General features: G+C 65.1%; 20 protein-coding genes. 13 read left to right on the top strand and 7 right to left on the bottom strand.

Annotated elements, in window-relative coordinates; translation table 11 throughout:
* The first annotated feature begins 211 nt into the window (after nucleotides 1–211).
* The 5 genes from AC51GT_RS07915 (at nucleotide 212) to recD (ending at nucleotide 9,683) form a co-directional block, all read left to right on the top strand.
* The gene (locus AC51GT_RS07915) at nucleotides 212–715 is read left to right on the top strand and encodes a pyridoxamine 5'-phosphate oxidase family protein (RefSeq protein ID WP_496325725.1); all 504 of its coding nucleotides are present in this window, start codon (nucleotides 212–214) and stop codon (nucleotides 713–715) included.
* 26 nt (nucleotides 716–741) lie between these two features.
* Complete coding sequence (locus AC51GT_RS07910; protein ID WP_496325724.1) at nucleotides 742–1,179, top strand: acyl-CoA thioesterase; 438 nt, start codon at nucleotides 742–744, stop codon at nucleotides 1,177–1,179.
* A 72-nt stretch (nucleotides 1,180–1,251) separates the two neighbouring features.
* Nucleotides 1,252–4,539 carry an exodeoxyribonuclease V subunit gamma gene (gene recC, locus AC51GT_RS07905; protein WP_496328387.1) on the top strand — a complete coding sequence of 1,096 codons (3,288 nt, stop codon included), beginning with the start codon at nucleotides 1,252–1,254 and terminating at the stop codon, nucleotides 4,537–4,539.
* Between the two features lie 3 nt (nucleotides 4,540–4,542).
* Nucleotides 4,543–7,845, top strand: coding sequence for a UvrD-helicase domain-containing protein (locus tag AC51GT_RS07900; protein ID WP_496328386.1), 3,303 nt, complete (start codon nucleotides 4,543–4,545; stop codon nucleotides 7,843–7,845).
* Nucleotides 7,842–9,683: an exodeoxyribonuclease V subunit alpha gene (gene recD / locus AC51GT_RS07895; protein WP_496328385.1), complete on the top strand. Its 1,842-nt coding sequence runs from the start codon at nucleotides 7,842–7,844 to the stop codon at nucleotides 9,681–9,683. Before AC51GT_RS07900 ends, recD begins: the two co-directional genes overlap by 4 nt.
* Here recD and AC51GT_RS07890 read toward each other — a convergent pair.
* Nucleotides 9,663–10,457: a PIG-L family deacetylase gene (locus tag AC51GT_RS07890; RefSeq protein WP_496328384.1), complete on the bottom strand. Its 795-nt coding sequence runs from the start codon at nucleotides 10,455–10,457 to the stop codon at nucleotides 9,663–9,665. The genes recD and AC51GT_RS07890 overlap by 21 nt on opposite strands.
* 120 nt (nucleotides 10,458–10,577) lie before the next feature.
* Between AC51GT_RS07890 and AC51GT_RS07885 the strand changes: the two genes are divergently transcribed.
* From AC51GT_RS07885 to AC51GT_RS07870, 4 genes are all read left to right on the top strand, one after another.
* Nucleotides 10,578–10,835 carry a LapA family protein gene (locus tag AC51GT_RS07885; RefSeq protein WP_496325719.1) on the top strand — a complete coding sequence of 86 codons (258 nt, stop codon included), beginning with the start codon at nucleotides 10,578–10,580 and terminating at the stop codon, nucleotides 10,833–10,835.
* Between the two features lie 94 nt (nucleotides 10,836–10,929).
* Nucleotides 10,930–11,523 (top strand): sulfite oxidase-like oxidoreductase, encoded by a 594-nt coding sequence (locus AC51GT_RS07880; protein ID WP_496325718.1) that lies wholly within the window; start codon nucleotides 10,930–10,932, stop codon nucleotides 11,521–11,523.
* A complete protein-coding gene (locus tag AC51GT_RS07875; RefSeq protein WP_496328383.1) occupies nucleotides 11,520–12,236 on the top strand; it encodes a ferredoxin reductase in 717 nt (238 codons plus the stop codon). The genes AC51GT_RS07880 and AC51GT_RS07875 overlap by 4 nt, the downstream gene beginning before the upstream one ends.
* The gene (locus AC51GT_RS07870; RefSeq protein ID WP_496328382.1) at nucleotides 12,233–13,306 is read left to right on the top strand and encodes a threonine aldolase family protein; all 1,074 of its coding nucleotides are present in this window, start codon (nucleotides 12,233–12,235) and stop codon (nucleotides 13,304–13,306) included. Before AC51GT_RS07875 ends, AC51GT_RS07870 begins: the two co-directional genes overlap by 4 nt.
* Here AC51GT_RS07870 and AC51GT_RS07865 read toward each other — a convergent pair.
* The 4 genes from AC51GT_RS07865 to AC51GT_RS07850 form a co-directional block, all read right to left on the bottom strand.
* Nucleotides 13,281–14,651 carry a TIGR01777 family oxidoreductase gene (locus AC51GT_RS07865; protein WP_496328381.1) on the bottom strand — a complete coding sequence of 457 codons (1,371 nt, stop codon included), beginning with the start codon at nucleotides 14,649–14,651 and terminating at the stop codon, nucleotides 13,281–13,283. The two genes, AC51GT_RS07870 and AC51GT_RS07865, sit on opposite strands and share 26 nt — an antisense overlap.
* A gap of 30 nt (nucleotides 14,652–14,681) precedes the next feature.
* Nucleotides 14,682–15,275 (bottom strand): TIGR03086 family metal-binding protein, encoded by a 594-nt coding sequence (locus tag AC51GT_RS07860; protein WP_496325715.1) that lies wholly within the window; start codon nucleotides 15,273–15,275, stop codon nucleotides 14,682–14,684.
* On the bottom strand, nucleotides 15,272–16,027 hold the full coding sequence (locus AC51GT_RS07855) for a class I SAM-dependent methyltransferase (RefSeq protein WP_496328380.1): 756 nt from the start codon (nucleotides 16,025–16,027) through the stop codon (nucleotides 15,272–15,274). Before AC51GT_RS07855 ends, AC51GT_RS07860 begins: the two co-directional genes overlap by 4 nt.
* Before the next feature lie 152 nt (nucleotides 16,028–16,179).
* Nucleotides 16,180–16,698: a VOC family protein gene (locus tag AC51GT_RS07850; protein WP_496325713.1), complete on the bottom strand. Its 519-nt coding sequence runs from the start codon at nucleotides 16,696–16,698 to the stop codon at nucleotides 16,180–16,182.
* A gap of 26 nt (nucleotides 16,699–16,724) precedes the next feature.
* Here AC51GT_RS07850 and AC51GT_RS07845 point away from each other — a divergent pair, with 26 nt between their 5' ends.
* Together AC51GT_RS07845 and AC51GT_RS07840 are read left to right on the top strand one after the other, a co-directional pair.
* A complete protein-coding gene (locus AC51GT_RS07845; RefSeq protein ID WP_496328379.1) occupies nucleotides 16,725–17,555 on the top strand; it encodes a helix-turn-helix domain-containing protein in 831 nt (276 codons plus the stop codon).
* A 210-nt stretch (nucleotides 17,556–17,765) separates the two neighbouring features.
* Nucleotides 17,766–19,427 carry an FAD-binding dehydrogenase gene (locus AC51GT_RS07840; protein WP_496328378.1) on the top strand — a complete coding sequence of 554 codons (1,662 nt, stop codon included), beginning with the start codon at nucleotides 17,766–17,768 and terminating at the stop codon, nucleotides 19,425–19,427.
* Here the strand turns inward: AC51GT_RS07840 and AC51GT_RS07835 are convergent.
* Both AC51GT_RS07835 and AC51GT_RS07830 read right to left on the bottom strand, forming a co-directional pair.
* Entirely contained in the window at nucleotides 19,340–21,007 is a 1,668-nt protein-coding gene (locus tag AC51GT_RS07835) for an HNH endonuclease signature motif containing protein (RefSeq protein WP_496328377.1), read from the bottom strand. The genes AC51GT_RS07840 and AC51GT_RS07835 overlap by 88 nt on opposite strands.
* Before the next feature lie 174 nt (nucleotides 21,008–21,181).
* Nucleotides 21,182–22,240 carry a hypothetical protein gene (locus AC51GT_RS07830; RefSeq protein WP_496328490.1) on the bottom strand — a complete coding sequence of 353 codons (1,059 nt, stop codon included), beginning with the start codon at nucleotides 22,238–22,240 and terminating at the stop codon, nucleotides 21,182–21,184.
* A 240-nt stretch (nucleotides 22,241–22,480) separates the two neighbouring features.
* On the opposite strand from AC51GT_RS07830, the gene AC51GT_RS07825 reads away from it, so the two are divergent.
* Nucleotides 22,481–22,942, top strand: coding sequence for a cupin domain-containing protein (locus tag AC51GT_RS07825; RefSeq protein WP_496328376.1), 462 nt, complete (start codon nucleotides 22,481–22,483; stop codon nucleotides 22,940–22,942).
* Nucleotides 22,943–23,146: 204 nt separating this feature from the next.
* Entirely contained in the window at nucleotides 23,147–23,968 is an 822-nt protein-coding gene (locus tag AC51GT_RS07820) for an SDR family oxidoreductase (RefSeq protein ID WP_496328375.1), read from the top strand.
* The last annotated feature ends 22 nt before the right edge of the window (nucleotides 23,969–23,990 follow it).

The raw sequence follows: 23,990 nt of genomic DNA, 5'->3' as shown, positions 1-23,990 counted from the left end.
GCGGCGACCGTGGTGTCAGGCGCCGCGGCAGATGCCGTCCCGGTCGACGGTGGCCTGCATCGGTGCTCTCGATGGTGTTGATGGCCAAGGGTTTCCATCGCGGTCGCGTCGATGAACCGAGGCGGCGTCGGGAACTGCCGATGACCGACGATTAGTTTGCGCTGTGGTTCTGGTCGGTATGTCACAGAGGCGTCCGACGTCAGGAGACACCATGGGAACTCATCCGACCGTCCGATTCGACGATCGTTTCAGTCGTCCGGGGGCGGTTGCGGCCGAGTGGGAACAGATATCGGGGATCCTGACGCGAGCCGAGTTGTATTGGGTCACAACGGTGCGCCGCGACGGTCGTCCGCACGGCACTCCGCTGGTCGGGGTGTGGTCCGACGAGCGGTTCTACTTCTGCAGCGGGCCCGAGGAGCAGAAGGTCCACAACCTCGCGGTCAACGACCAGGTCAGTGTGACCACCGGGGTCAACACCTGGCAGCGGGGTTGCGACGTGGTGATCGAGGGCGCCGCGCAGCGGGTCACCGGGCAGCCGGAGCTGGTCTCGGTCGCCCGGGCCTATTACGACAAATATGGCGACGCCTGGGCCTTTGAACCATCGGAAAGTGGTTTCGGAACCGGCGACGATTTTGCGCTCGTGTACCGCGTCACACCCCAGAAAGTGTTCGCGTTCGAGAAGGATCCGCACGGGCAGACCCGCTTCGACTTCTGAGGATTGTCCCCACTACTGTGACGTCGGTGAGTGACACGACAGGCGCCACCGAGGTCTCATTGCAGCTGCGGTGGGGCGATATGGACGTCAACAACCATGTGAACAACGTGCAGTTCGCCCGGCTCTTCGAAGAGGCCCGCGTGCGCGCGGTGTCGGGCTGGATCCGCGACGGTTACGGTGCGGTCGCGATCCACGTCGCCCGTCAGGAAATCGAATTCGTCAGGCCGCTGCTCTACACCCCTGAGCCCGTCACCGCGCAGGTCTGGGTGAGTCGGCTCGGTGGCTCGTCTTTCGACTTCGGCAGTTCACTGACCGACGCAGCGGGAAACGTTGTCGCCCTCTGTGAGACAACCGTCGTGGCAGTGCATTCCGACACCGGCAAGGTTCTGCAGATCTCCGACGAGATGCGGGTCTTCCTGAAATCGAAGTCCGGTGACCCGGTTCCACTGCGCAGTCGGTCCTGATCACCGTCTTGCGGCGCCTCGGCTGTCGGTCTTTCGTGATACACCGGGGATGACAACCGGAAGGGGCCCTGCGTGCTGAGATTGCACCGCGCCGAGCGCACCAGCACATTGGTGACAGCGCTCGCCGACATCTTGACGACCGCACCGTCGGACCCGTTCGCCCGAGAACTCGTCGCCGTGCCCGCGCAGGGTGTGGAACGGTGGCTGACGCAACAATTGTCGGTCCGCCTCGGTGCAACCGACACCGGTGGCTCCGACGGAATCGCGGCGAACATCCTCTTCCCTCATCCGGCGGCCCTCGTCGACGACGTCATGGCACAGGCCAGTGGCGTCGAGTCCGGGCAGTTCGACGACGACCCGTGGTCGACCGGGCGGATGCTGTGGACGTTGTTGTCGGTCATCGACGATGCCGTGGACGATCCGGCCTGTGCGATCCTGGCCCGGCACCTGGGCCATTCGGCCGATTCGGGTACCAGGGCGCCCGGATTCCGGATCGGGCGTCGATACGGAACCGCCGAACACCTCACGGGTTTGTTCCGGGGATACGGAACGCACCGCCCGCAGATGGTCAACGACTGGCACAACGGTGTGGACACCGATGGCGCCGGTGAGCCACTCGATCCCGATCAGCGGTGGCAGGCACATCTGTGGCGACTGCTGCGCGAGCGCATCGATTCACCCAGTCCGCCCGAACGGCTCGAACAGGTCTGCGCGACGCTTCTCGAACGATCCGATGCGGTCGATCTGCCCGAGCGATTGGCGCTGTTCGGCGTCACCCGTCTGAGCACCGAGCAGTTGCAGGTCCTGGCCGCACTCGGCGTACACCGTGACATCAATCTCTTTCTGCCGCATGCCAGTCCGGCCATGTGGAAGAAGCTGCAATCGAACGCCGCGCCGATCCGGCGCAGTGGGATGGTCGTCCGCGACATCGAACACCCGTTGCTGGCCTCGCTGTCCCGTGAGGTTCGTGAACTCCAGATCAACCTGTCGGCCGTCGCCGCGGACGATGTCCACCACCTCGACGAGCATGCTCGCGGCGGTACGCATCTCGAGCGACTGCAGGATGCGCTGCGCGCCGATCAGGTCGCGGAACCGGGCGGGCAGGCGGACGGCAGCGTCCAGGTCCATTCCTGCCACGGTGCCGCGCGCCAGGTCGAGGTGCTGCGTGAACTCGTGCTGCGGCTGTTCCAAGACGATCCGACACTTGATCCGCGCGACGTGATCGTGATGTGCCCCGACGTCGAAACCCATGCGCCACTCATCCGGGCCGCATTCGGCCAGGTCGGTCACGCACATCCGGGTCACGAACTCCGGGTACGCCTGGCCGATCGGGCACTGCGGCAGACCAATCCGCTCCTGGATGTGATGACGGACCTGCTGCTGTTGGCCGGAGGCCGGGTCAAGGCCAGCGAGGTGCTCGACCTGCTGGATACCCCGCCGGTCCGCAGCCGCTTCGGCTTCGGTGACGACGACCTCGAACGTCTGCGGCAGTGGACCGCCGAATCGGGCGCCCGGTGGGGGATCAACGACAACCAGCGAAAACCGTTCGGGCTGGGGGGTTTCCGTCAGAATACGTTCGACGCCGGGCTGGACCGGATCCTGCTGGGCGTGGCCGCGGACGAGACCGAACTCGGTTGGCTCGACACCGCTCTGCCACTCGATGACGTGGACAGCGCCGACGTCGAGTTGGCCGGCAGATTTGCCGAGTTCATCAGCAGGCTCGACACCGTCCTGACGAGTTTGCGTGGGCCGCGCCCGGCCACCGAGTGGGCCGAGAACCTGGCCACCGCACTGGATCTGCTCACCGCCGTGCGGCCCGCCGACGCGTGGCAACGCAGCCAGGCACTGCGCGAGCTGTCCTCGGCCACCGAACACGGCGGGCAGACAACGGTTCGGCTCGCCGATGTCCGGGCGATGCTGGCGCATCGGCTGGCCGGGCGTCCGACCCGGGCCAACTTCCGCACCGGTGAGCTGACGGTGTGCACGATGGTCCCGATGCGGGCGGTGCCACACCGGGTTGTCATCCTGCTCGGCCTCGACGACGAGAGTTACCCGCGGGTGGGTGGGATCAACGGTGACGACATCCTGGCGCGCAACCCCTGTGTGGGGGAACGGGATATCCGCAGCGAGGATCGCCAGTTGCTCCTCGACGCCACGATGTCGGCGATCGACAAACTCATCATCTTGTACACGGGCACCGATCCGGTGACCGGTCTGCGTCGGCCGCCGGCCGTGCCGGTGGGTGAACTGCTCGACACGGCAGATGCGATGTTGGCCGAAGGTTCGACGGTGTTGACGTCGCATCCATTGCACGGTTTCGACCCGGCGAACTTCGCTGCCGAGAACCCCCTGAGCTTCGACCGGACGGCGCTGGCCGGCGCCGTGGCCACCCAGTCTGTCCAGGTTTGCGAACCGGGATTCCTGCCGACACCGCTGCCACCGACGTCGGGGGACGTGGAGTTGTCGGAACTGATCGCCTTTGTCGAGCACCCGATGCGGGCATTCTGCCGTCAACGGCTGGGCATGTATCTGCCCGGTGACGATGAAGAACTCAATGACGTGCTCAGCGCCGACATCGACGGTCTGGGCAAGTGGGCGATCGGTGATCGGATGCTGCAGGCCCGGCTCGCCGGAGCGCCGGCCGACGCCTTGCGCGGCGCAGAACTGCGCCGCGGAACCCTGCCCCCGTTCCTCCTGGGCGCGAAGGTGTTCGGCGAGATCTCCGGGCTGGTGGAGTCCCTGGTGGCGAAGGCGGCACCACTCTATGAGGCACATCCCGACGTCATCGACGTGACCATCGATCTCGGCGACAACCGACGTCTGACCGGGACGGTCCCATCGGTACACCGTGGGCAGCTGGTCCGGACGATCTACTCCAGGCTCGCGGCCAAACACCGGTTGGCGTCCTGGGTCGCCCTGTTGGCGCTGGCCGGCTCGGGGGCCGACGTGACCGGTTCCGTCGTGGTGGGCCGAGGTTCGTATGGCCGCGTACGCAATTCGACACTGACCGCGCCGCCGAACCCGATCGCGGTGCTGCGTCAGCTCGTCGACCTGCGCGATCGGGGACTGCAGTCGCCGCTTCCGTTGCCCACGGCGGCCGGCGCCGAATACGCCGACCGTCGGCACCGCGGCGACGACACCGCGCTGGCCATGGACGCGGCCGAGCGGAACTTCGCGAACAAGTTCGGTGGCGACGCGCAGGACCTCTACGTGCAGTATCTGTACGAGGGCGACTTCTCATCGGTCGTCGCCGCGCCGGCCGTCGCCGAAGAAAAAGACTGGGATGAGCACGGATCCCGTTTCGCGGCCGCGGCGATGCGATTGTGGACCCCCTTGCTGGATTCGGAACAGGTGCGCTGAGACATGATCCAAAGCCCCATCGCGCCGGTCACATTCGACATCACCGGACCGTTGCCGTCCGGCACCACCGTGCTCGAGGCCAGTGCCGGTACCGGAAAGACCTACGCCATCGTCGGTCTGGCGGCCCGCTACATCGCCGACGGTGTTCCGCTGTCCGACCTTCTGCTGGTCACGTTCAGTCGGTTCGCCACCGCTGAACTCCGTGAACGCACCCGCCTTCGTCTGACCGGACTCGCTGCCGCGCTCACCGACCCGGTGGCCGCCAGGGATTCGGCAGACCCGCTGGCCGTGATGCTCGCGGCAGGATCAGTGGAGGAGGTCGACCTACGTCGACGGCGCCTGGCCGATGCGGTCTCCGACTTCGATGCCGCAACCATCGCCACCACCCACACCTTCTGTAGCCGCATGCTCGACGGACTCGGCGTGGCAGGCGACTTCGAGAACGACATCACGCTGGTCGAGGACGTCAGCGACCTGATCACCGAGGTCACCGACGACCTGTATCTGCATCGCTTCAGCGGAAACGGTGCAGCACCCTTCGGTCTGGCCGAGGCGCACTCCTTCTGCCGGCAAGCGGTGTTCCAGCGACAGGCCGAGCTGTCGCCCATCACCGACCCCGACACCGACGAGTATCGGCGGATCGACTTCGCGAAAACCGTCATCGCCGAGGTCGAACGACGCAAACGCCAGACGAACATTCGTGACTACGACGACCTGCAGATCCTGTTGCGTGATGCCCTCGAAGACCCCGAGCACGGGGAGCAGGCCTGTCGCCGGGTGCGAAGCCGATTCCAGGTCGTCCTGGTCGATGAGTTCCAGGACACAGACCCGGTGCAGTGGGACATCTTCCGGCTGGCATTCCACGGCCACACCACACTGGTGCTGGTGGGCGACCCCAAGCAGTCGATCTATGCCTTCCGCGGGGCCGAGGTGTTCAGCTACCTCGAAGCGGTCCGGGCCGCCGACAACCATCAGGCCCTTCCGACCAACTGGCGCAGCGATGCAGACCTGGTCGAGGCACTCGACCGCGTCTACGGCGGCGCCGCACTGGGCAGTCCTGAGATCGTGGTCCACGAGGTCGGGGCGACACATACCGAGTCGAGATTACCCGGCCAGGTCCCACTTCGACTGCGATACCTGAACCGCCGCGGTCACGGCCCGATGGGCAAGAGCGGTTTCCCCGCACTTGATCGGCTGCGACGATCGGTGGCAGACGACGTCGCCGCCGACCTGACCCGGCTCCTGAACTCCCGGACGCCGCTGCACGGCGCCGGTGGGCAGCGCCCGGTGGCACCCGGCGACATCGCCGTGCTGGTCCGAAATCACAAACACCTGACCATGATTCAGGCGGCGCTGGACAGTCGCGGGGTGCCGTCGGTGCTGGCCGGCGGTACCAGCGTCTACAGCACACAGGGCGCGCTCGACTGGCTGTGGCTGTTGCAGGCCATGGAACAACCCAGCCGAACCGCCCGCATCCGGCTGGCTGCGCTGACGCCGCTGCTCGGATGGACTGCTGCAGAACTCGATTTCGGCGATGACGCGCTGACCGCGGACATCAGCGCGCTGATCCGTGAACTGGTCGCCGTCTACCATGAGGCCGGTTTTGCCGCGGTGTACGAACACCTCTCCGGTGTCCGCGATGTGCCCGGCCGGGTGCTGTCCGTGGTCGGCGGGGAGCGTCGGCTCACCGATCTGACCCACGTGGCCCAGCTCTGCAATCGCGCTGTGGTGGAGGACGGTTTGGGTCTGACCGCACTGGTCCGCAAGCTCGGGCAGTTGATCAACGACCCGACGTCCGGTAATCAGGGTGAACAGAGCCGTCGCCTCGACAGTGACGCGGCGGCAGTACAGCTGCTCACGGTGCACCGGAGCAAGGGACTCGAGTTCCCGATCGTCTATGTGCCCTATGGCTGGGACGGAGCACAACATCCGTCGCCGGATACGTTCTTGCTCCATGACGAGGCGGGTAAACGACTGCTCGACATCGGTGGCCAGGAGGCGCCCGGATACCGCGAGCGCCGGGAGGCCTCCGCGACAGAGGACAACGGCGAAGAGTTGCGACTGCTCTATGTCGCGTTGACCCGGGCGGCGTCGGCGGTCGTCCTGTGGTGGGCGCCGGGCACATCGGCGCGATCGTCACCGCTGCACCGGCTGCTCTTCAGTCGCGACCGGAGCAATCCCGATCCGCGGCCGGTGGTGCCGGACGACGCCAAGGTCGGGCAGCATCTGACCGCCTGGGGCGAGTCGTCGGGCAGCCGGGTGCGGGTGGAACCGGCAGACTACGGAACCGACGGCGAACCACCATGGGTGCCGCAGCGACCCCCGCCCGGCGAGCTCGCAGTCGCCCACTTCACCCGGCGGATCGACCACACCTGGCGGCGCACGTCGTATTCGGCGTTGGTGGCCGGTACGCATCACGAGCCGACGGTGGCGAGCGAACCGGAATCCGAGGTCAAGACAGACGAACAGGTAGCCGAACCGCTGGACATCCCGGTGGCCGACGGCTCCGCCGGCCTGCCACATCCGTCGTTGATGAACACCCTGCCTTTCGGTGCGGCATTCGGAACGCTGGTCCACGAGGTGCTCGAGGTCATCGATACCGATGTCGATGACCTGGCGGCCGAGGTGGCAACGCGCAGCCGTGACGCGGTGGCGACCTGGATGGCGCAGGCCGACCCCGAGGTGTTGGCGACCGCGCTGCTGGCGGTCCTGCGGACACCGCTCGGGCTCCACCCGGAAACGTCCCTTGGGCAGATCGCCACCAGGGATCGACTGGCCGAGCTCGACTTCGAGTTCCCCCTCGGCGGCGACGAAGCGGCAACACTGCACGAGATCAGCGATCTGATGGACATCCACCTGGCGGCCGACGACCTGCTCGCCGACTATCCGCAACACCTTCGCGGAGTGCAGGCGCCGCCGTTGCGCGGATTCCTCGTCGGCAGCATCGATGCGGTGCTACGCCTACCCGGCGACCGCTTCGTCATCGTCGACTACAAGACCAACCGGACCGCTCGCGGCGATCTCAGCGCGCTCGACTACACACCCGAGCGCATGGCCCGAGAGATGATGAACTCGCATTACCCGTTGCAGGCCCTGCTCTATTCGGTTGCCCTGCACCGATATCTGCGATGGCGGCTACCCGGGTACGACCCGGAGGTCAACCTCGCCGGTGCCCAGTACCACTTCGTCCGGGGCATGATCGGGCCCCACACCCCGGCCGGTTGCGGTGTCTTCCCATGGCATCCACCGGCATCCCTGATCGTCGCGGTCTCAGATCTGATCGCCGGAAGGACGGTGTCGCCGTGACGGTCCAATACGACGCGCGGATCGCGGTCAATGCCCATCGGGCGCTGGTGCCCTTCAACACCGCCGGGGTACTCAGTGCTGCCGATGTGCATGTGGCACAACGGCTGGCGGGCTTGAGCAAGGCGGACATCGACCCGAATGTGCTGCTCGCGACCGCACTTGCGGTCCGGGCCGTGCGTCTCGGTTCGGTGTGTGTCGAGATCAACAGGCTCTCCGAGGTCGCCATCGACGAGGACGAGTTCGGTGTCGATCCCGATTCACTGCCGTGGCCGGACGCGGCGGCGGTCGTCGCGGCGCTCGAGGTCAGCCCGCTGGTGACCGGATCGCCGTCCGGACCGCTCTGTCCGCTGCACCTGGCAAAAACACCTGAGGGACCACTGCTGTATCTGCGTCGATACTTCCTGCAGGAACAACGGATTCGTGAACTCCTCGATGAACGATCACGCAGCCACCCGGATATGAACGCCGACCGGTTGGTCGCCGGGTTGCGGAGACACTTTCCCGAGGAGGGGCCGGATCGGCAGCGGATCGCCGCCGCATTGGCCAGTGCCGGTTGGACCACCGTGATCGCCGGCGGGCCGGGTACCGGCAAGACCCACACCGTGGCACGGGTTTTGGCGTTGATGTTCGACGAGTACGGCCCTTCGTTGCGGGTTGCTCTGGCTGCGCCGACCGGCCGGGCGGCCGCCCAGCTGGAAGAATCGGTACGGTCGCAGGCCGAGGAACTGGGCTTGCCCACCGACCTCACCGCGACCACGTTGCATCGTCTGCTGGGTTGGAAGCCGGGCAGCCGCAGCCGATTCGCCCACGACTCGGGCAATCGGCTGCCGCACGAACTGGTGGTCGTGGACGAGACGTCGATGGTGTCACTGACGATGATGGCCAGGCTGCTCGATGCGCTGCGGCCTCACGCCCGCCTGGTCCTGGTCGGTGACCCCGACCAGTTGGCCTCGGTGGATGCCGGTGCCGTGCTGGCCGACCTGGTCTACCGGCCGGTCACCGAACAGATCAACCCGATCCTCGAGACATTGATCGAACCGGATCTGGTCGACGACCACGGCGATCCCGATGCCCTCGACAGCGAAGAGCGGTCGAGGCTGGCCGGTGGGGTCATCAGGCTGACCAAGGTGCACCGGTTCGGTGAGCAGATCAAACGCCTGGCTGCGGCCGTTCGTGACGGTGACGCCGATTCGGTCATCGATCTGCTGGCGGCCGGGCACAGCCAGTTCGAGTTGGTCGATCCGGCGGACCTTTCGTCGGTGCGTGATGACATCGTCACGACGGCCGAGCAGATGCGGCGGGCGGGTGCTCGCGGTGATGCGCAGAGCGCCCTCGCCGGACTGCACACGCACCGGCTCCTGTGTGCACACCGGGAGGGCACCTCCGGCGTCGAGCACTGGTCCCGCCAGGCCATGGAATGGATCGGCACGACCGCGGGCGTCGACGACTGGTATCCCGGACAACCACTGTTGGTCACGGCCAACGACTACGACACCGGCATCTTCAACGGTGATACCGGTGTGGTGGTGAGCAGTGGTGGACGTCTGATGGTCGCGTTCCGGCGCGGATCCTCGGTGAAGATGCTGCATCCGTCGCAACTCGTGGCGGCGGTCCCGGTGTACGCCATGACAATTCACCGCAGTCAGGGCTCGCAGTACGAGTCGGTGTCGGTGGTGATCCCGCCGGATCGTTCTGCCCTGCTGACGCGGGAGCTGCTGTACACGGCGATCACCCGCGCCAGTGGCCACGTCCGGCTGATCGGTACGGAAGAGTCCATCCGGGCCGGTGTCGAACGAAAAGTGTTGCGGGCCAGCGGACTACGGACGTCTGTCGACTGAATCGGCCGGTCCGGAGAAATCCAGGGCGTCCTGCGGATCTGTGGCCAGCGGTATCCGCAGGAACCATTCGTTGCGGATCACCTGACGCCTGATGTCTTCGGGCAGGTTTGCCAGCATCGTCATCGCACCGCCGCGGTCCATCTCCGAACGGTGGGCCTGCAGTGCCTTCCATTTGGTGTCGAGCCAATCCGAGACATCGATGGTGGTGTCCACGGTGTCGTCGGGGATCCCCGGCATCGGTCCGGCCGCTCCGTCAGTTTTGCGAACCTGTGGCCACAGCACTTTCGCGGCCGAGTGCGGCATCGTCGCGAGATAGAGCAGGCGGGTCCGCCAGGGGGCTCCCGCCTCCGGATACAACTGACCGAACGCGGCCGCGCCGATGGCGGTAATGGTCACCTGATGCGCCCGGACGTGGTCGGGGTGCCCGTAGACGCCGAGGGGGTCGTACGTCGCAATGGTGTCGGGCCGGAATCGCCGGATGTGGGTGACTATCTTCCCGACCACCTCGTCGAAGGGTGCATCGCAGAATGCTGGTTGGTCGGGTGCTGATTCGGGGAACGGACGGTCTGCGTATCCGAGCAGCAGGGGAGGGTCGGCCTTCAAGAACGTCAGTGAGTCCGCGAGTTCGCGGCCCCGTGATGTCCCTTCTGCCCAGGTACAGGTGACCACCGCGGTGCGCCCACCACGCTGGGCGCAATGGGCCAGTACTCCACCGGTCCACATCGCCTCGTCGTCGGGGTGCGCGTGGACACAGAGCAAACTGGGATGGGGCACTCAGCCACCCTAACGCGGCGCCCGGCGAAAGAATCAGCGATGACGTAAGCAGCGAAATCGGCACAACTTCGTCTATCCGGAGCGCGCCGAATTGCAGCCTCGACGGACTATTGTCACGTTATGTCCAAAAGTGCAGGCACGTCGTCTTCCAATATATTTGCCAAGGTCTCCCCGGCCGGCTGGGCTGCCCTGATTCTTGCGATAATCGCGGTCATATTTGTGCTCCAGAATCGTGATTCGACATCGATCACGCTTTTCTGGATCGATGTCACCTCACCGCTGTGGTTCACCCTGCTGATGATCTTTGTGGTCGGTTGGGTGGTCGGCATCCTGATGATGCGCGGCCGCAGCAAGAAGAAAGAGGCAGTGGTCAAGTAACTGGTTCCGAATTGCTCCCAGGTCTGATCAGCCGGCGCAGGAGTGAGTCGCTGATGGGCTGCGGTGGCCGGCGCCGAAGCGCACACTGGCAGCCATGGCCATCATCAACAAGGGATTCGGGGCCCGTCGCCGGCACAAGGACGAACGGCTTCCGCCTGGGCAATATCTGACGAGTGACTTCCCGGTACTGTCGGCAGGCCCGACGCCGCTGATCGACACGGCGGACTGGAGTTTCGCGGTGAATCTCCTCGGCGGTGCATCCCGGAGCTGGTCGTGGGACGAGTTCATGTCGCTTCCGCAGCAGGAGATCACAGTCGACATCCACTGTGTGACGGCGTGGTCGAAGTTGGAGACCACGTGGCGTGGTGTGTCGCTCGACGTCCTTCTCGGCGACGAGATCGAGCCCGACGGATACCTGATGGCCCACTGTCACGGCGGATACACGACGAACGTCCCGCTCCAGGATGTGCTCGACGGGCAGGCGTGGATCGCGCACACCTACGAGGGAGAGCCACTCGAGCCCGAACACGGGGGTCCCGCGCGACTGCTGATCCCACACCTGTACTTCTGGAAGTCGGCGAAGTGGGTCAGTGGGCTCACCGAGATGGCCGAGGATGTTCCGGGCTTCTGGGAGAGCAACGGCTACCACAACCACGGCGATCCCTGGAAAGAGGAACGGTATTGGTGAACGGTTGGCGGACGGCAACACTCGTCGCGGCGTCGATGGAGACGCCGACCGCCAGGACCCTACGCCTACGGGTATCCGATCGTGGTCGGGTGTTGCCGGGCCAGCACATCGACATCCGCCTGACCGCCGAAGACGGCTACCAAGCCGTGCGGTCGTACTCGGTGGCCGCAGCGGCCGGTGACGATCTTCTGGAGACCACGGTGCAGGAGCTCACCGACGGCGAGGTGTCGCCGTATCTCATCTCCGGCCTCGAGGTCGGAGATGAGTTGGAGATTCGTGGACCGATCGGCCGCTGGTTCATCTGGCGCCCCACGGATCCCGCACCGGTCCAACTGATCGCCGGTGGTTCGGGAGTGGTGCCGCTGATGTCGATGATCCGGGAGCGTGAAACCGCCGGCGCGCCGGTTCCGTTCCGTCTCCTGTATTCGGTACGCAGCCCGGACAACGACTACTACCGCGCCGAACTCGCCGGGTTGCGCGCGGCAGGCAGTCTGCAGGTCGATTACGTGTACACCCGCCGTTCACCGGTCGATGCCGCGCGGCGACCGGGACGGCTGACGTCGGATGAACTGGCATCGCTGGTGATCCCGGTGGATCAGCACCCGGAGTTCAGGGTGTGCGGGCCGACAGCGTTTGTCGAACAATGTGCCCGGTGGTTGCTGGATCTCGGGTATCCGGCGGCCGCGATCAGAACAGAAAGGTTTGGCGGATGACATCGATGTCGGAACCGGCCGATCAGCTGCACGATCCGCAGTGGCGGGCGTTCGCGTCGGACAACTACGCCGGAATGCTGCCCGAGGTGCTGGCCGCACTCGCCGCGGCGAACGGCGGACACCAGCCCTCATACGGTGACGATGCCTATACCTCGCTGTTGCGAGGTGTGGTCCGCGACGAGTTCGGGGCGCAGGCCGAGGTGTTCCCGGTGTTCAACGGAACTGCCGCCAACGTGGTGAGCCTGACGGCGATGCTGCCACGATGGGGCGCGGCGATCGTGGCGCAGTCCGCACATGTCAACAACGACGAAGGCGGTGCGCCGGAACGGGTCAGTGGGATCAAGCTCCTCACGGTGCCCACCTCCGACGGGAAGTTGACGCCGGAAACCATCGCGACGCAGGCCTACGGATTCGGCGATGTACACCGGGCCCAGCCGCTGGCCGTCAGTCTGACCCAGTCGACCGAGCTCGGGACACTGTATTCGCGCGACGAGATCGCGGCCATCTGCGACTACGCCCACCAGCAGCGGATGGTGGTTCACCTCGACGGCGCCCGGCTGTGGAATGCTGCTGCTGCACTGGATCTTTCGCCGGGCGAGTTCACCGCCGCCGCCGGTGTCGACGTGGTGAGTCTGGGTGGAACCAAAGTGGGCGCGTTGGGCGCGGAGGCTGTGGTTGTCATCAATCCCGCCTCGGTCGACGGCACCGACTACATCCGCAAGCTCAGCATGCAGTTGGCGAGCAAGATGCGTTTCGTCTCGGCGCAGCTCCTCGCGTTGTTCGAGGACGGCACAGCGTTGCGGGCCGGCGCGCATGCCAACGCCATGGCCATCCGGCTTCGTGGGTTGTTGGACGGCACGCCCGGTCTGACCATCACCCAACCCACCGAGGCGAACGCGGTGTTCGCAGCGCTCGATCCGGTGGCGGCTGATCGCGTGCGATCGGTGTGGAAGTTCTACACCTGGAACGAGGCCACCGCCGAGGTCCGGTGGATGTGTTCGTTCGACACCACACCCGAGGATGTCGACGGCCTCGCCGCGGCGATCAAGTCTGAGCTCGCGATCCGGTGACGGGCCTGCCGGGGTCGCCACCGAGTTGGTGACGTAGCACCTCGTCGATCGCGGTCATCCGGAATCGGTGCCCCACCGTCGTGAGGCGGGCGGGGCTCACCCGCTGATTGGCCAGTGCCAGCTCTTTTGCGCCTTCTGATCCGAGGATGACCTGTGGGCCCAGACTCGGCACCGGGATGATCGCCGGCCGGTGTACCGCCCCGGCGAGCGCACCGGTGTACTCCTTGTTGCGTACCGGATTCGGTGCCACCGCGTTGACCGGACCAAAAAGTCGCTCGTCGACGATCGCGCGGTAATAGATGTCGACCAGATCGTCGATGCCGATCCAGGACAACCACTGGTCACCGTCACCGAGACGCCCGCCGAGCCCGAGGGTGAACAGCGGTCGCAGCAGTTTCAGCGTTCCGCCGTCCGCGGCCTGGACGATGCCGGTCCGGACGTTCACCACCCGTGCGCCGGCCGCAGCCGCCGGTGCCGTGGCATCCTCCCACTCGGACACCACATCGGCGAGGAAACCATCTCCGCGCGAGGAGTTTTCGTCGAGCACCGCATCACCGCGATCGAAGCCGTAGAAGCCGATCGCCGAGGCGCAGACAAAAGTCGGGAGCGGTGTGGTGGCGCCGGCGATACGGGCCAGTGCCGTGGTCGGGTCGATCCGGCTGTCCCGGACCGCGGATTTGTGTGCGTCGTTGAATCGTCCGGCGATCGATGCCCCGGCCAGATGTACGACGGCGTCGACCCCGGACAGGAGGTCCTCGGCGGGATCGGCGGGGTTCCAGCGCCGTTCGTCGGGACCTTTGGGGGCGCGTCTGACCAGTGCGATGACGCGGTGGCCGCCGGTCGTCAGCAACGCGCGCAAGGCGGTTCCGACAAGTCCCGACGTGCCGGTCATGGCGACCGTCAACGGTTTACCGGCCAGCGGCATGGCCCACGCGTGTACGGCGAGATCATCGGCCAATTGTCGGTGCCGGTAGCGGAACATCGGACGTAACAGTGCGCCGGGGACAGTGGTGTCCACGGTGTCGGTGACCTTGGTGGTCTGCGGATCGATCTCGGAGAAACCATGGTGGTGCGTCCATGTCATCACCAACCGAAGCGGCCACGAATCGAGTTGGTCGACAAACTGATTCGGCGGATGGAAGCGGGTCGCCTGATGCCGGGCCACCCATTTCAAACCGTATCCGAACGACAGCACCGCGGCGCCGTCCTCCAGCGAGTCGGCTTCCCGCACCAACCATGGTGGTGCCCAAGGCGGCGAGAGCCGGGTGAAAGCTCCCGGCCTGCCATGCCAGGCGAACACGTCGTCGATAGGGGCGACGACCTTGCTGGTGTAGGTGATACCCATGTGACCAGGCTACGCACGAAAACGACCCGGTTACGGCGCTTTCCAGTAGGGATCTCGCCCCAGCAAGCCCAGGAACCTGTCGTGCAGCGGTGCGGTGTCCGGTACGTCCACGATCGGCCCGAAGACGACGATCCCAGGTCCGAAAGCACCCGGGACACGCATGATGTCGGGCATCTCCTGGACGCCCGGCCACGCCGCTTCGACCTCAGCGGGATCGATCCGGTGTTCGAGTCCGAGCGCACGCGCCAGATCCCAGCCATGGACCACCAGGTCTGCGCTGGCGACCTGATCGACGTGGTCGGCGAATGTGGAAGGGCCCACGGGCGTCTGCACCGTGGCCTCGGCGACCGTCGGATCGGCAAGTGCCCGTTGGATATCTGCGCGCGCGTGGTCGAAGGCGCCGCGGGGATCGGTATCCACGGTTGGTGCCGGTGACAGGGTCTGATCCAGGGGAGAGAACATCGCGGACTGCATGTCCAGCACATGCTGCAAGACGTCGGCCGCGGTCCACTCCGCGCAGGGCGACGGCGATGACCAGCGATCCGGCGGCGCAGCAGCGATCACGTCGGCAAAAGTGGTGGCGCGGCGGTGGTATCTGTCGGCAATCGTTTCGGGACCGCTCATCGTTCGACCTCCCTGGGCAGTAAGACGTACCCGGTATAACCGTAGTGGGAACCGTGGTCCCGGCGGACGTCAATCTCCTGACCGACCAGCTCGAGATCTGCCGCCGAGTCGGGTTGCTCCTGTCGCAGCTCGTCGATCCGCAAACCCAGGGGGATGTAGTACTCATCCCAGTCGGTCTCGGGCAGAAGATAGGTGGCCGCGACCGTCCATCCGAGTTCGATTGCGGCGGAGACATTCTCACCGGTCGTTCGCATCTCCGGATATGCGGAATTCCAGAACTCGGTGGCGCCGGCCGAGGGCGACGCGGTGAGCCAGTCCGCCTCGGTGAGCACCAGGGCGCCGCCCGGTGCCAGCAGTCGGCGCCACGACGTCAGTGCGTTGTCGAATCCGATGATGTACGCGGCACCTTCCGCCCACACCAGGTCGAAGGAATGATCGGGATAGTCGAGATCTTCCATGGAGACGTTCGCGATCGTCACCTGGCTGCGTAGCCCGGCGGCCTTGGTCTTCGACACCAGCACGTCGAGAAAAGGCTGATGGGTGTCGATGGCGGTGACCTGCGCGCCGAGGCCTGCCAAGACCATCGTGGCGGGCCCGGTGCCGGCGCCGATGTCGAGGATTCGTGGCGGGAGATCCCCACGGGAACCGGTGTGGAGTCCGGCGAGGCGAAACAACAGTTCCGTCGTCGTCTCGGAGCCGGGGGCTTCGCGGGGCAAGCCCTCGTGTGCGGCGAAGAAAAGATCTTCGATCATGAGGCGGATGCTGCCACCTTGCCCGGACCCGGGCAACGCTTTTACGCAGCCACGATCAGCGCTCGACGCGGCCAGGAAACCAATGACCGCGAGGCCGCCGGCGGGCGAGTGCCTCGAGTCGCGCGTAGCCGGGGTCTGATGTCGGGGTTGGTTCAGCCCTGTTCGGCCGCCCATCGGGCCACCCGCGCGGCACTTTCTTCGTCGGAGAGGTCTTCGATCCGCGTCATCACCGACCACCTGATCCCGAATGGATCACGCAGTGATGCGAAGCGGTCGCCGGAGACGAACGTCTGTGCCTGCTCGCGCACGGTCGCGCCCAAGTCGACCGCCCGGGCCACCACTGCGTCGACGTCGGGAACGTAGAGCGAGAGGGAGTAACAGTCGGAATCACCGGACTGTCGGGGGATCAGTCCATACTGGGGATCGGGATCGCCGAGTTGCAGCCGCCCGTTGGCGAAGTCGAGTTCGGCGTGGGCGACGATACGTCCGCCGTCCGGTCCGGGCAACTCGGTGCTCTGGGTGAGTGTGGCAGAGAAGACGTCCTGATAGAACGCGATGGCGTCTTGGGCAGGTGTCACGACGATGAACGGTGTCAGGGAGGTGAACCCATGGGGTACACCGTGTTCGGTGTATTTTCCGTGTGCTGCGGTTGTGGTTGTCATGCGTTTCATGCTGACCGAGGGTGCAGGGGGCGGGCTTGAACAAACGCGACAAGATGGGCCACGTCGGTACCCCACCCCGGGGTCAGCTGGATCCCGGGCGCGACGGCGTGCGACTGCATCGACTGGCGTTGCCGCCCAGCGAGCTGTTACGGCACGTGTGGATCGCGGTCTGGGACCTCGACCTGCCGGTGTTGCAGCCGGTGCTGGAACATCCGGGCGGCAATGTGGTCATCGAACCTGATCGGGCTGCGCTGTATTGCGTGAGCCAGGGGACCAGCGAACAGAAGTTGCAGGGCAGTGGGTGGGCTGCGGGGGTGCTGCTGCGGCCGGCCGCGATCACGGTGATGACCGGTCGGTCGATGGCCCCCGGATCACGATCGGGGCCGGCGTTGCCGATCGGATCGCCCCTGCCCGTCCCCGGTGACAGCAAGCTCACCGGTCGGGTCCGGGCGGCGATGACTGCGTCGGACCGCAGCCCAGAGGATCGATACCAGCAGGTGGCGCAGTTGTACGAGAGGTGGGCACAACAGTGGTCGGTGGATGAGGAGGGAATCCTGATCAATCGGGTGGTCGACCTTGTCGAAGACGACGACGGACCACGCCGGGTGGCCGACCTGGCCACCGCGGTGTCGATGTCGACCCGGGCCCTGCAACGCCTCACGATTCACCGCACCGGACTGAGTCCGAAGTGGCTGATCCAGCGGCGTCGACTCCAGGACGCGGCGATGGCCCTGCGCGGCGGTGCCACGACGATTGCCGACGTCGCGGCGGAACTGGGGTACGCAGATCAGGCCCATCTGGCGCGCGAGTTCAAGGCTGTCATCGGTCGCACGCCCAGCGACTATCTGCGCTCCGCGAGGTCCTGATCTGGTTCAGGCCCGACGGCCCGGGCCCAGCAGACCGCGTGCCATGGATTGGCGGACGAAACCGGTCGCCGCCCGGGCGGCGATCTGGTGCGGCCTGGATTGGACAAAGGATCCGGGTTCGGCGACACACCGCAACTCCTTCCCTATGCTCACAGGAGCGTGGAAGAACTCGAAGCGCGATCAGTGGTGAAGCCAGGCAGGGGTGTGCGGGTGTCCGAGCAATTTGATGTGATCGTGGTCGGTGCGGGTCTGGCAGGGCTGGTCGCGGCTCACGAGTTGGTGAAGGCCGGCAAGAGGGTGGCCATCCTCGACCAGGAGAACGAGCAGAACCTAGGCGGACAGGCGTTCTGGTCGCTCGGCGGCCTGTTCATGGTGAACACGCCGGAGCAGCGTCGACTGGGGATCAAGGACTCGTTGGAACTCGCCCGCGCCGATTGGCTCGGGTCGGCCGGGTTCGATCGCGACCGGGAAGACCACTGGCCTCGTCAGTGGGCCGAGGCGTACGTCGATTTTGCTGCCGGCGAGAAGCGTTCCTACCTGCACGAACTGGGATTGAAGGTGATGCCCACGGTCGGATGGGCCGAACGCGGATCCGGATCGGCGAACGGACATGGCAACTCGGTCCCGCGCTTCCACATCACCTGGGGGACCGGTCCCGAGGTGGTACGGGTGTTCCGGGAGCCCGTCCTGGCCGGCGAGGCCAGGGGTCTGGTCACCTTCAGGTACCGGCACCAGGTCGACGCGATCATCGTCGAGGACGGACGGGCGGTGGGTGTCCGGGGAACGGTGCTGGTTCCGTCGACCGAACCACGAGGGGTGTCGTCGAGTCGGGAACGGGACTCCGACTTCGAGTTGCGCGCCCAGGCGGTGGTTGTCACCTCCGGGGGCATCGGCGGCAACTTCGAACTGGTGAAGAAGAACTGGCCCGTCGATCGATTGGGGCCGGCACCGGAACACATGATCACCGGTGTGCCTGCCCACGTGGATGGCCGGATGTTGCAGATCACCGAAGACGCGGGCGGCAGCGTGGTCAACCGCGATCGAATGTGGCACTACACCGAAGGGATCCAGAACTGGGACCCGATCTGGCCGGATCACGCAATTCGGATCATTCCCGGTCCGTCCTCACTATGGCTCGACGCGACCGGAAAACGATTGCCGGTACCCAACTTTCCCGGGTTCGACTCACTGGGCACGCTCGGCACGATCACGCGGGGTGGCCACGATTTCACGTGGTTCATCCTCACCCAGGCGATCATCGAGAAGGAGTTCGCGCTCTCCGGGTCGGAGCAGAACCCAGACTTCACCGACAAGGACTTCAAGCTACTTCTACAGCGGGTGAAGAAGGGTGCCACCGGTCCGGTCGAAGCGTTCAAGGAGCGCGGTGCCGACTTCGTCGTTCGCGACAATCTGCGCGATCTGGTGGCAGGCATGAACGAGATCACCCCCGGACCGCGGTTGGACTACGACCAGGTGGCTGCCGAGGTGCGTGCCCGCGACAGCCAGATCGACAACAGCTATACCAAAGACATGCAGATCATGGCGATCCGCAATGCGCGTAACTACCTCAGTGACAAGCTGATTCGAGTCGCAGCGCCCCACCGCCTCGAAGACCCGAAATACGGTCCGATGATCGCTGTTCGCCTGCACTTGGTGACGCGCAAGACCCTGGGCGGTCTGGAGACAAACCTCGACTCGCAGGTGATCCGCTCCGATGGCAGTGCCTTCGACGGTTTGTACGCTGCCGGTGAGGTCGCGGGATTCGGTGGCGGCGGGGTGCATGGCTACAACGCTCTGGAGGGAACCTTCCTGGGCGGATGCATCTTCTCCGGTCGCGCGGCCGGACGTGCACTGGCGCGTGACCTCGGGTAGTCGCTAGTCGGTCTGGTCAGGATCATCGACCTCCGGTTCGGCTTCGGGTTCTGGCGCGGATTCGCCGTTGTCGTGATCGCGGGAGAGTTTTTGTCGGTGTTGTGCGAGTGAGTCCTGGCGGTCGGCGAGCACTTTTTGCCAGGCTGCTGCGAGGGTTTCGTTGACATGCTGGGCCCGGTTGACCCGCGTTTTCTTTCCGGATCCACCGACGCCGGCGGTATCCAGCCGACCCGACCCGTGTCGGGGCCTTCGGTGATCATGATTGTTTGCCACTGATGCGGTCCATCACCGATGAGTTTGTGGTGCGGCGGGCAGGCTGATCCCATCATGTCGATGTCGGTCAAACCACCATTGATCCAGGCAAGTAAGTGATGGGCCTCGACCCAGGTCGCCGGATTGGTACAACCAGGATGCGAACAACCGCGATCCCGGACGAACAACGCCAACCGTTGCCCCTTCTGCGCGGTCCGTTTGGTCCGGCCGAGATACAACACCTCAGCGGAGTGGTCAGCAAACACGGCCAGATATTTGTCCGACCGGGCCGCCAAATTCAGGGCCTCGTTGACCGGAATGTCCACTCCCGACGCCGTTCTGGCGATCCCCGCGCACTCGTCAAGCTGCTCTTTGGTCATCGTGATGACCAACTGCGCCGGCAAACCCCGATGCGACTTCCCAAGCAGGTTGCACTCCAAAATCGTCTTCAGGATCGCCTTGAGCGCGTCGTGGAATTGTTCGCCCTTCGAGCGGGTATCCCGCTCAGCGGCAGCCTTGATCAACTCTTGGTCCTGTTTCGGATCATCGGACGCCCCGGTCGGCGAGTTGGGGTCGGCTGGATTGTTCATCCCCGGCGCCGCCCACACATCCATCACCGTCCTCAACAAGGCCAGCGTTTCCGGATCCAGGGTGCCGGTGATCTTGGCCATCAGATCTACCCCCTGATCCCCGATACCCATCGACCGTTTACGGGCCCGATCCGAATCATCAGTCAACCGACCATCGGGGTCGACCCGGGCCAACACCGCGCGACCGGCGGCGGTCAGCTGGGTGGGATCTTGGCCGACGGCCTCTTCGGTCATCCAGTGATCGACCACGTCATAGACAGCCGGATCCGAGGCCGACGGGATCTGCTTGCGCACATCCAACATCACATCCATATGCGCCACCCCGATCAAACCGCGTGACCACGCCTGCTCGGCCGCAGGGCATTTCGGCGCCAACACCTCACCCTGCAACGTATGGAATCGGCCGACCGCCTCCAGGCCCCGGATCCGGGACATGGTTTGCCCTTTGGTCAACCGCAACTCGCTACGGGTGAAACCGAACAACGACGAATACCCGGCTTCGGTAAACGATGACCGATCCGAGACCCGCAACAGGTGACGCAACCCGGTGAACTCAACCTTACGAGCGATCCGTTCATGCACCCGCACAAGCTCATTGACTTCCGCGCCAGACATATCGGAATCAGCGCAGTCCGCGATATCGGCAACGAGCAACTCCAACTCGAGGTACATGCGCACCAGTACCGGAACCGGCGAGGAATCAACCGAAGAGTCAACAGGTGGATCGTCAGACATCATGCCCCCCAGCACATCTGATCAAAACGCTTACGATCAGGATACACCGGAAATCGACTATGTGTCGAATGTTTGTTCGACTAATTTGGGTCCTGGCCGGACCAACCTGGGCGCGAGACAAAGCGTTTGCGTGGGCCAGATGTGATCGGCGCCAGGCGGTTTGCTGTTGCTCGATGATTACGGCCGGCCGACGGGTTCGGGCGATACGGACTTGACCTCGGCGGCATCGTCGGTCGCAGCGACGGCCTCGTCGTGTGCCCGCGGTCTGGCTTGGCGGGCCCGGAGCTCGAGGTGGTAGGAGATGATCGCCAAAGTGAAAAGACCGACGCCCAGGTTGGCCAAAGCGCCGAAACCGTCGGTTGCGAAGTCAACCAGTGCGTTGAGCATCGTGAACGTGAGTGCGGCATAGCGCAGGAGTTGCAGTGGCCATGGTTTGTCCGTCCGCTTCCGGGCCATCATCGCCGGCACCGAAAAGGCCAGCGTGACAACGGCGCTGACCATCAGGATGACCGTGGCGATGTTCCGTCCGCCGAAGTCCAGTTCGACGTGGTTGCTTTCGTAATACGTGTTTCCCAGCGTCACGCCGACGGTGGAGAATGCAAAGGCGACCGTCGCCGAAAAGATCATCAGCCAGGACACGATCGGGAGCCACCGCGGATGCCGGAAGAAGTTCGGCACCAGGCGAGGTGCCCACTGCTGTAACGCATACAGGCGGGCAGACGCGATGGGTGCGCCGATCAAGAGTTCCCGAATACTTCGCGCGGACGCCGGGTCGGCCCCGAGTTCTTCGGCCTGCTCGACCATTCGTAACGCGAGTTCCCTGCGGTGCGCCTGGAGTCCCCGGGCGACTCCGTCGGCCGCGATGGCGGCCGCGGACGCGAGATTTTCGTTGGCGGTGAGCGGCCTGATCTCCCTCATCATTCGACCGATGATGATGACGACCACCACCAAGACATACATGATTTCGGCGGAGGGCCCGTAGAAGTAGTCGTTGTCCTTCGTGACGAACTTGCCCACCTCGTCCAGGAAGAGCCCGAATCCGATCCCGCCGAACAGGACCGTGAGTACGCGCGAACCATAGCCGAGAAACCACCAATTCACCAGTAGTGCAAGCATCATCAGCGCGCCACCGTAAAGCGCGTGGGCGATGTGCAGGGTGCCGCCGCCGACCTGCGGGTAGTCGGTCAACCAGAGATATGCCCGGGTGACCAGGATCGTGGCGATGGCGATGATCATGAACGCTTCGGCGGAGGACGTTCCCACCGCGTTGCGGGTGAACAATCCGAGTCGAGGTGCCTGGCGAGTAGAAGGTGGCACTGCATTCCTCGGCTCTGTGAAAAGTGAACGCGGACAATGTACGTCGGATTATACGGCGCCGCTGGTCTGATATGGCCTATTGGTCGGGACGCGAGAGGGCTTTTGTTCGATTTCCTTCTAGGCCGGGTGAGCTGGGGTGATAGCGCCTATTCTTTGCAGATGATGAAAACTGTCCGTTCGGTGACAACGGTTGCGGCGCTCGCGTGTGCAGCGCTGATGGTTCCGGCCACTGCGGCGAATGCAACTCCTGGCGAGGGTATTTCTGCGGTGACCCTCGCCGATATCGAAATTCCTGCCGATCTCTTGCCCTTCATTCCGGATGGTTTGCATGCGGTGGCCAAGCAGATCACCATCGCCCCTGGCGGAACCACCGGGTGGCACTACCACGACGGCCCTGTTGTGGGAATCGTGCAGGCCGGCACACTGACTCACCCCGGGCCGGACTGTAAACCGGTTATCTACAAAACCGGGCAATTCATCAACGAGCCCGCCGGAGACGACAACGTCCATCAAGGACAAAATCTTGGCAAGGTGCCGGTCATTCTCGATGTCGTCTACCTCGAACCGCTGGGCGCTCCACTGTTTGAAGATGCTCCTGCACCGCCTTGTGCCGCCAAATAGTCCCTGCCAATTCCGCCGACCGTGCCAATAACACCGCCGAGCGTGCCCAACTCACCATCGAACGGGCCGAAATAACAATTAAGCGGAAACAAGCTTTCGGCGCTTGGGACGCCTGACTGCATTATCGGCACGCTCGGCGGTGTTTAGGGCCCGCTCGGCGGCGTTTTGCGCCCGTTCGACGGCGGGGGCTCTAGCATCGGTTGGGTGGAGATCGCAGGGAAAGTTGCCGTTGTCACCGGAGGTGGCGCCGGGATCGGTGCGGCCCTGGCCAAAGCGCTGGCCGCAGCCGGGGTGAGTGTGCTGGTCGCCGACCTCAACGCGCCGGCCGCCGACGCCGTGGCGGAGCAGATCATCGCGACACACCCCGGCCGGGCGATGGCGATGGGTGGTGATGTCTCCGATCCCGAGGTTCTCGAAGCGATGATCGACCACGCCGCTGCTGAGCTCGGACCGGTGGAGATCTTTTTCGCCAACGCCGGGACCACCGCCGGGATGGGCCTGGACACCTCCGATGCCCTGTGGGAGGTGGCAGTGGACGTGAATGTCATGGCGCACGTGCGGGCCGCCCGGATCCTGGTGCCGCGGTGGCTCGAGAGCGGTGGCGGGTACTTCGTGTCCACGGCGTCGGCGGCAGGATTGCTGACCCAGATCGGGTCGGCGACATACTCGGTGACCAAGCATGCGGCGGTCGGGTTCGCCGAATGGTTATCGGTGACTTACGGCGACCGGGGGATCGCGGTGAGTTGTCTGTGCCCGATGGGAGTGGAGACCGCTCTGTTGCGAGAGGGCTTCGAGACAGATGCGCCGGGTGCTTCGGTTGCGGCGCGAGCCGTGACCGAATCGGGGGCGGTGCTGCGCCCGGCGGACGTGGCCGATCAGGTGCTGGCGGCGATGGAAGATGAGAGATTCTTGATTCTGCCGCATCCCGAGGTTCTGGACTTCTACCGTAACAAGGGTTCCGACTACGACCGGTGGATTGCAGGCATGCGGCGCTTCCAACGGCACCTGGCCTCCGACGGGGACTGACCGAATCGCCCGACGACAACGA

Source organism: Williamsia sp. z34 (assembly GCF_059553395.1).
This window is presented reverse-complemented; position numbering and strand designations above follow the sequence as displayed.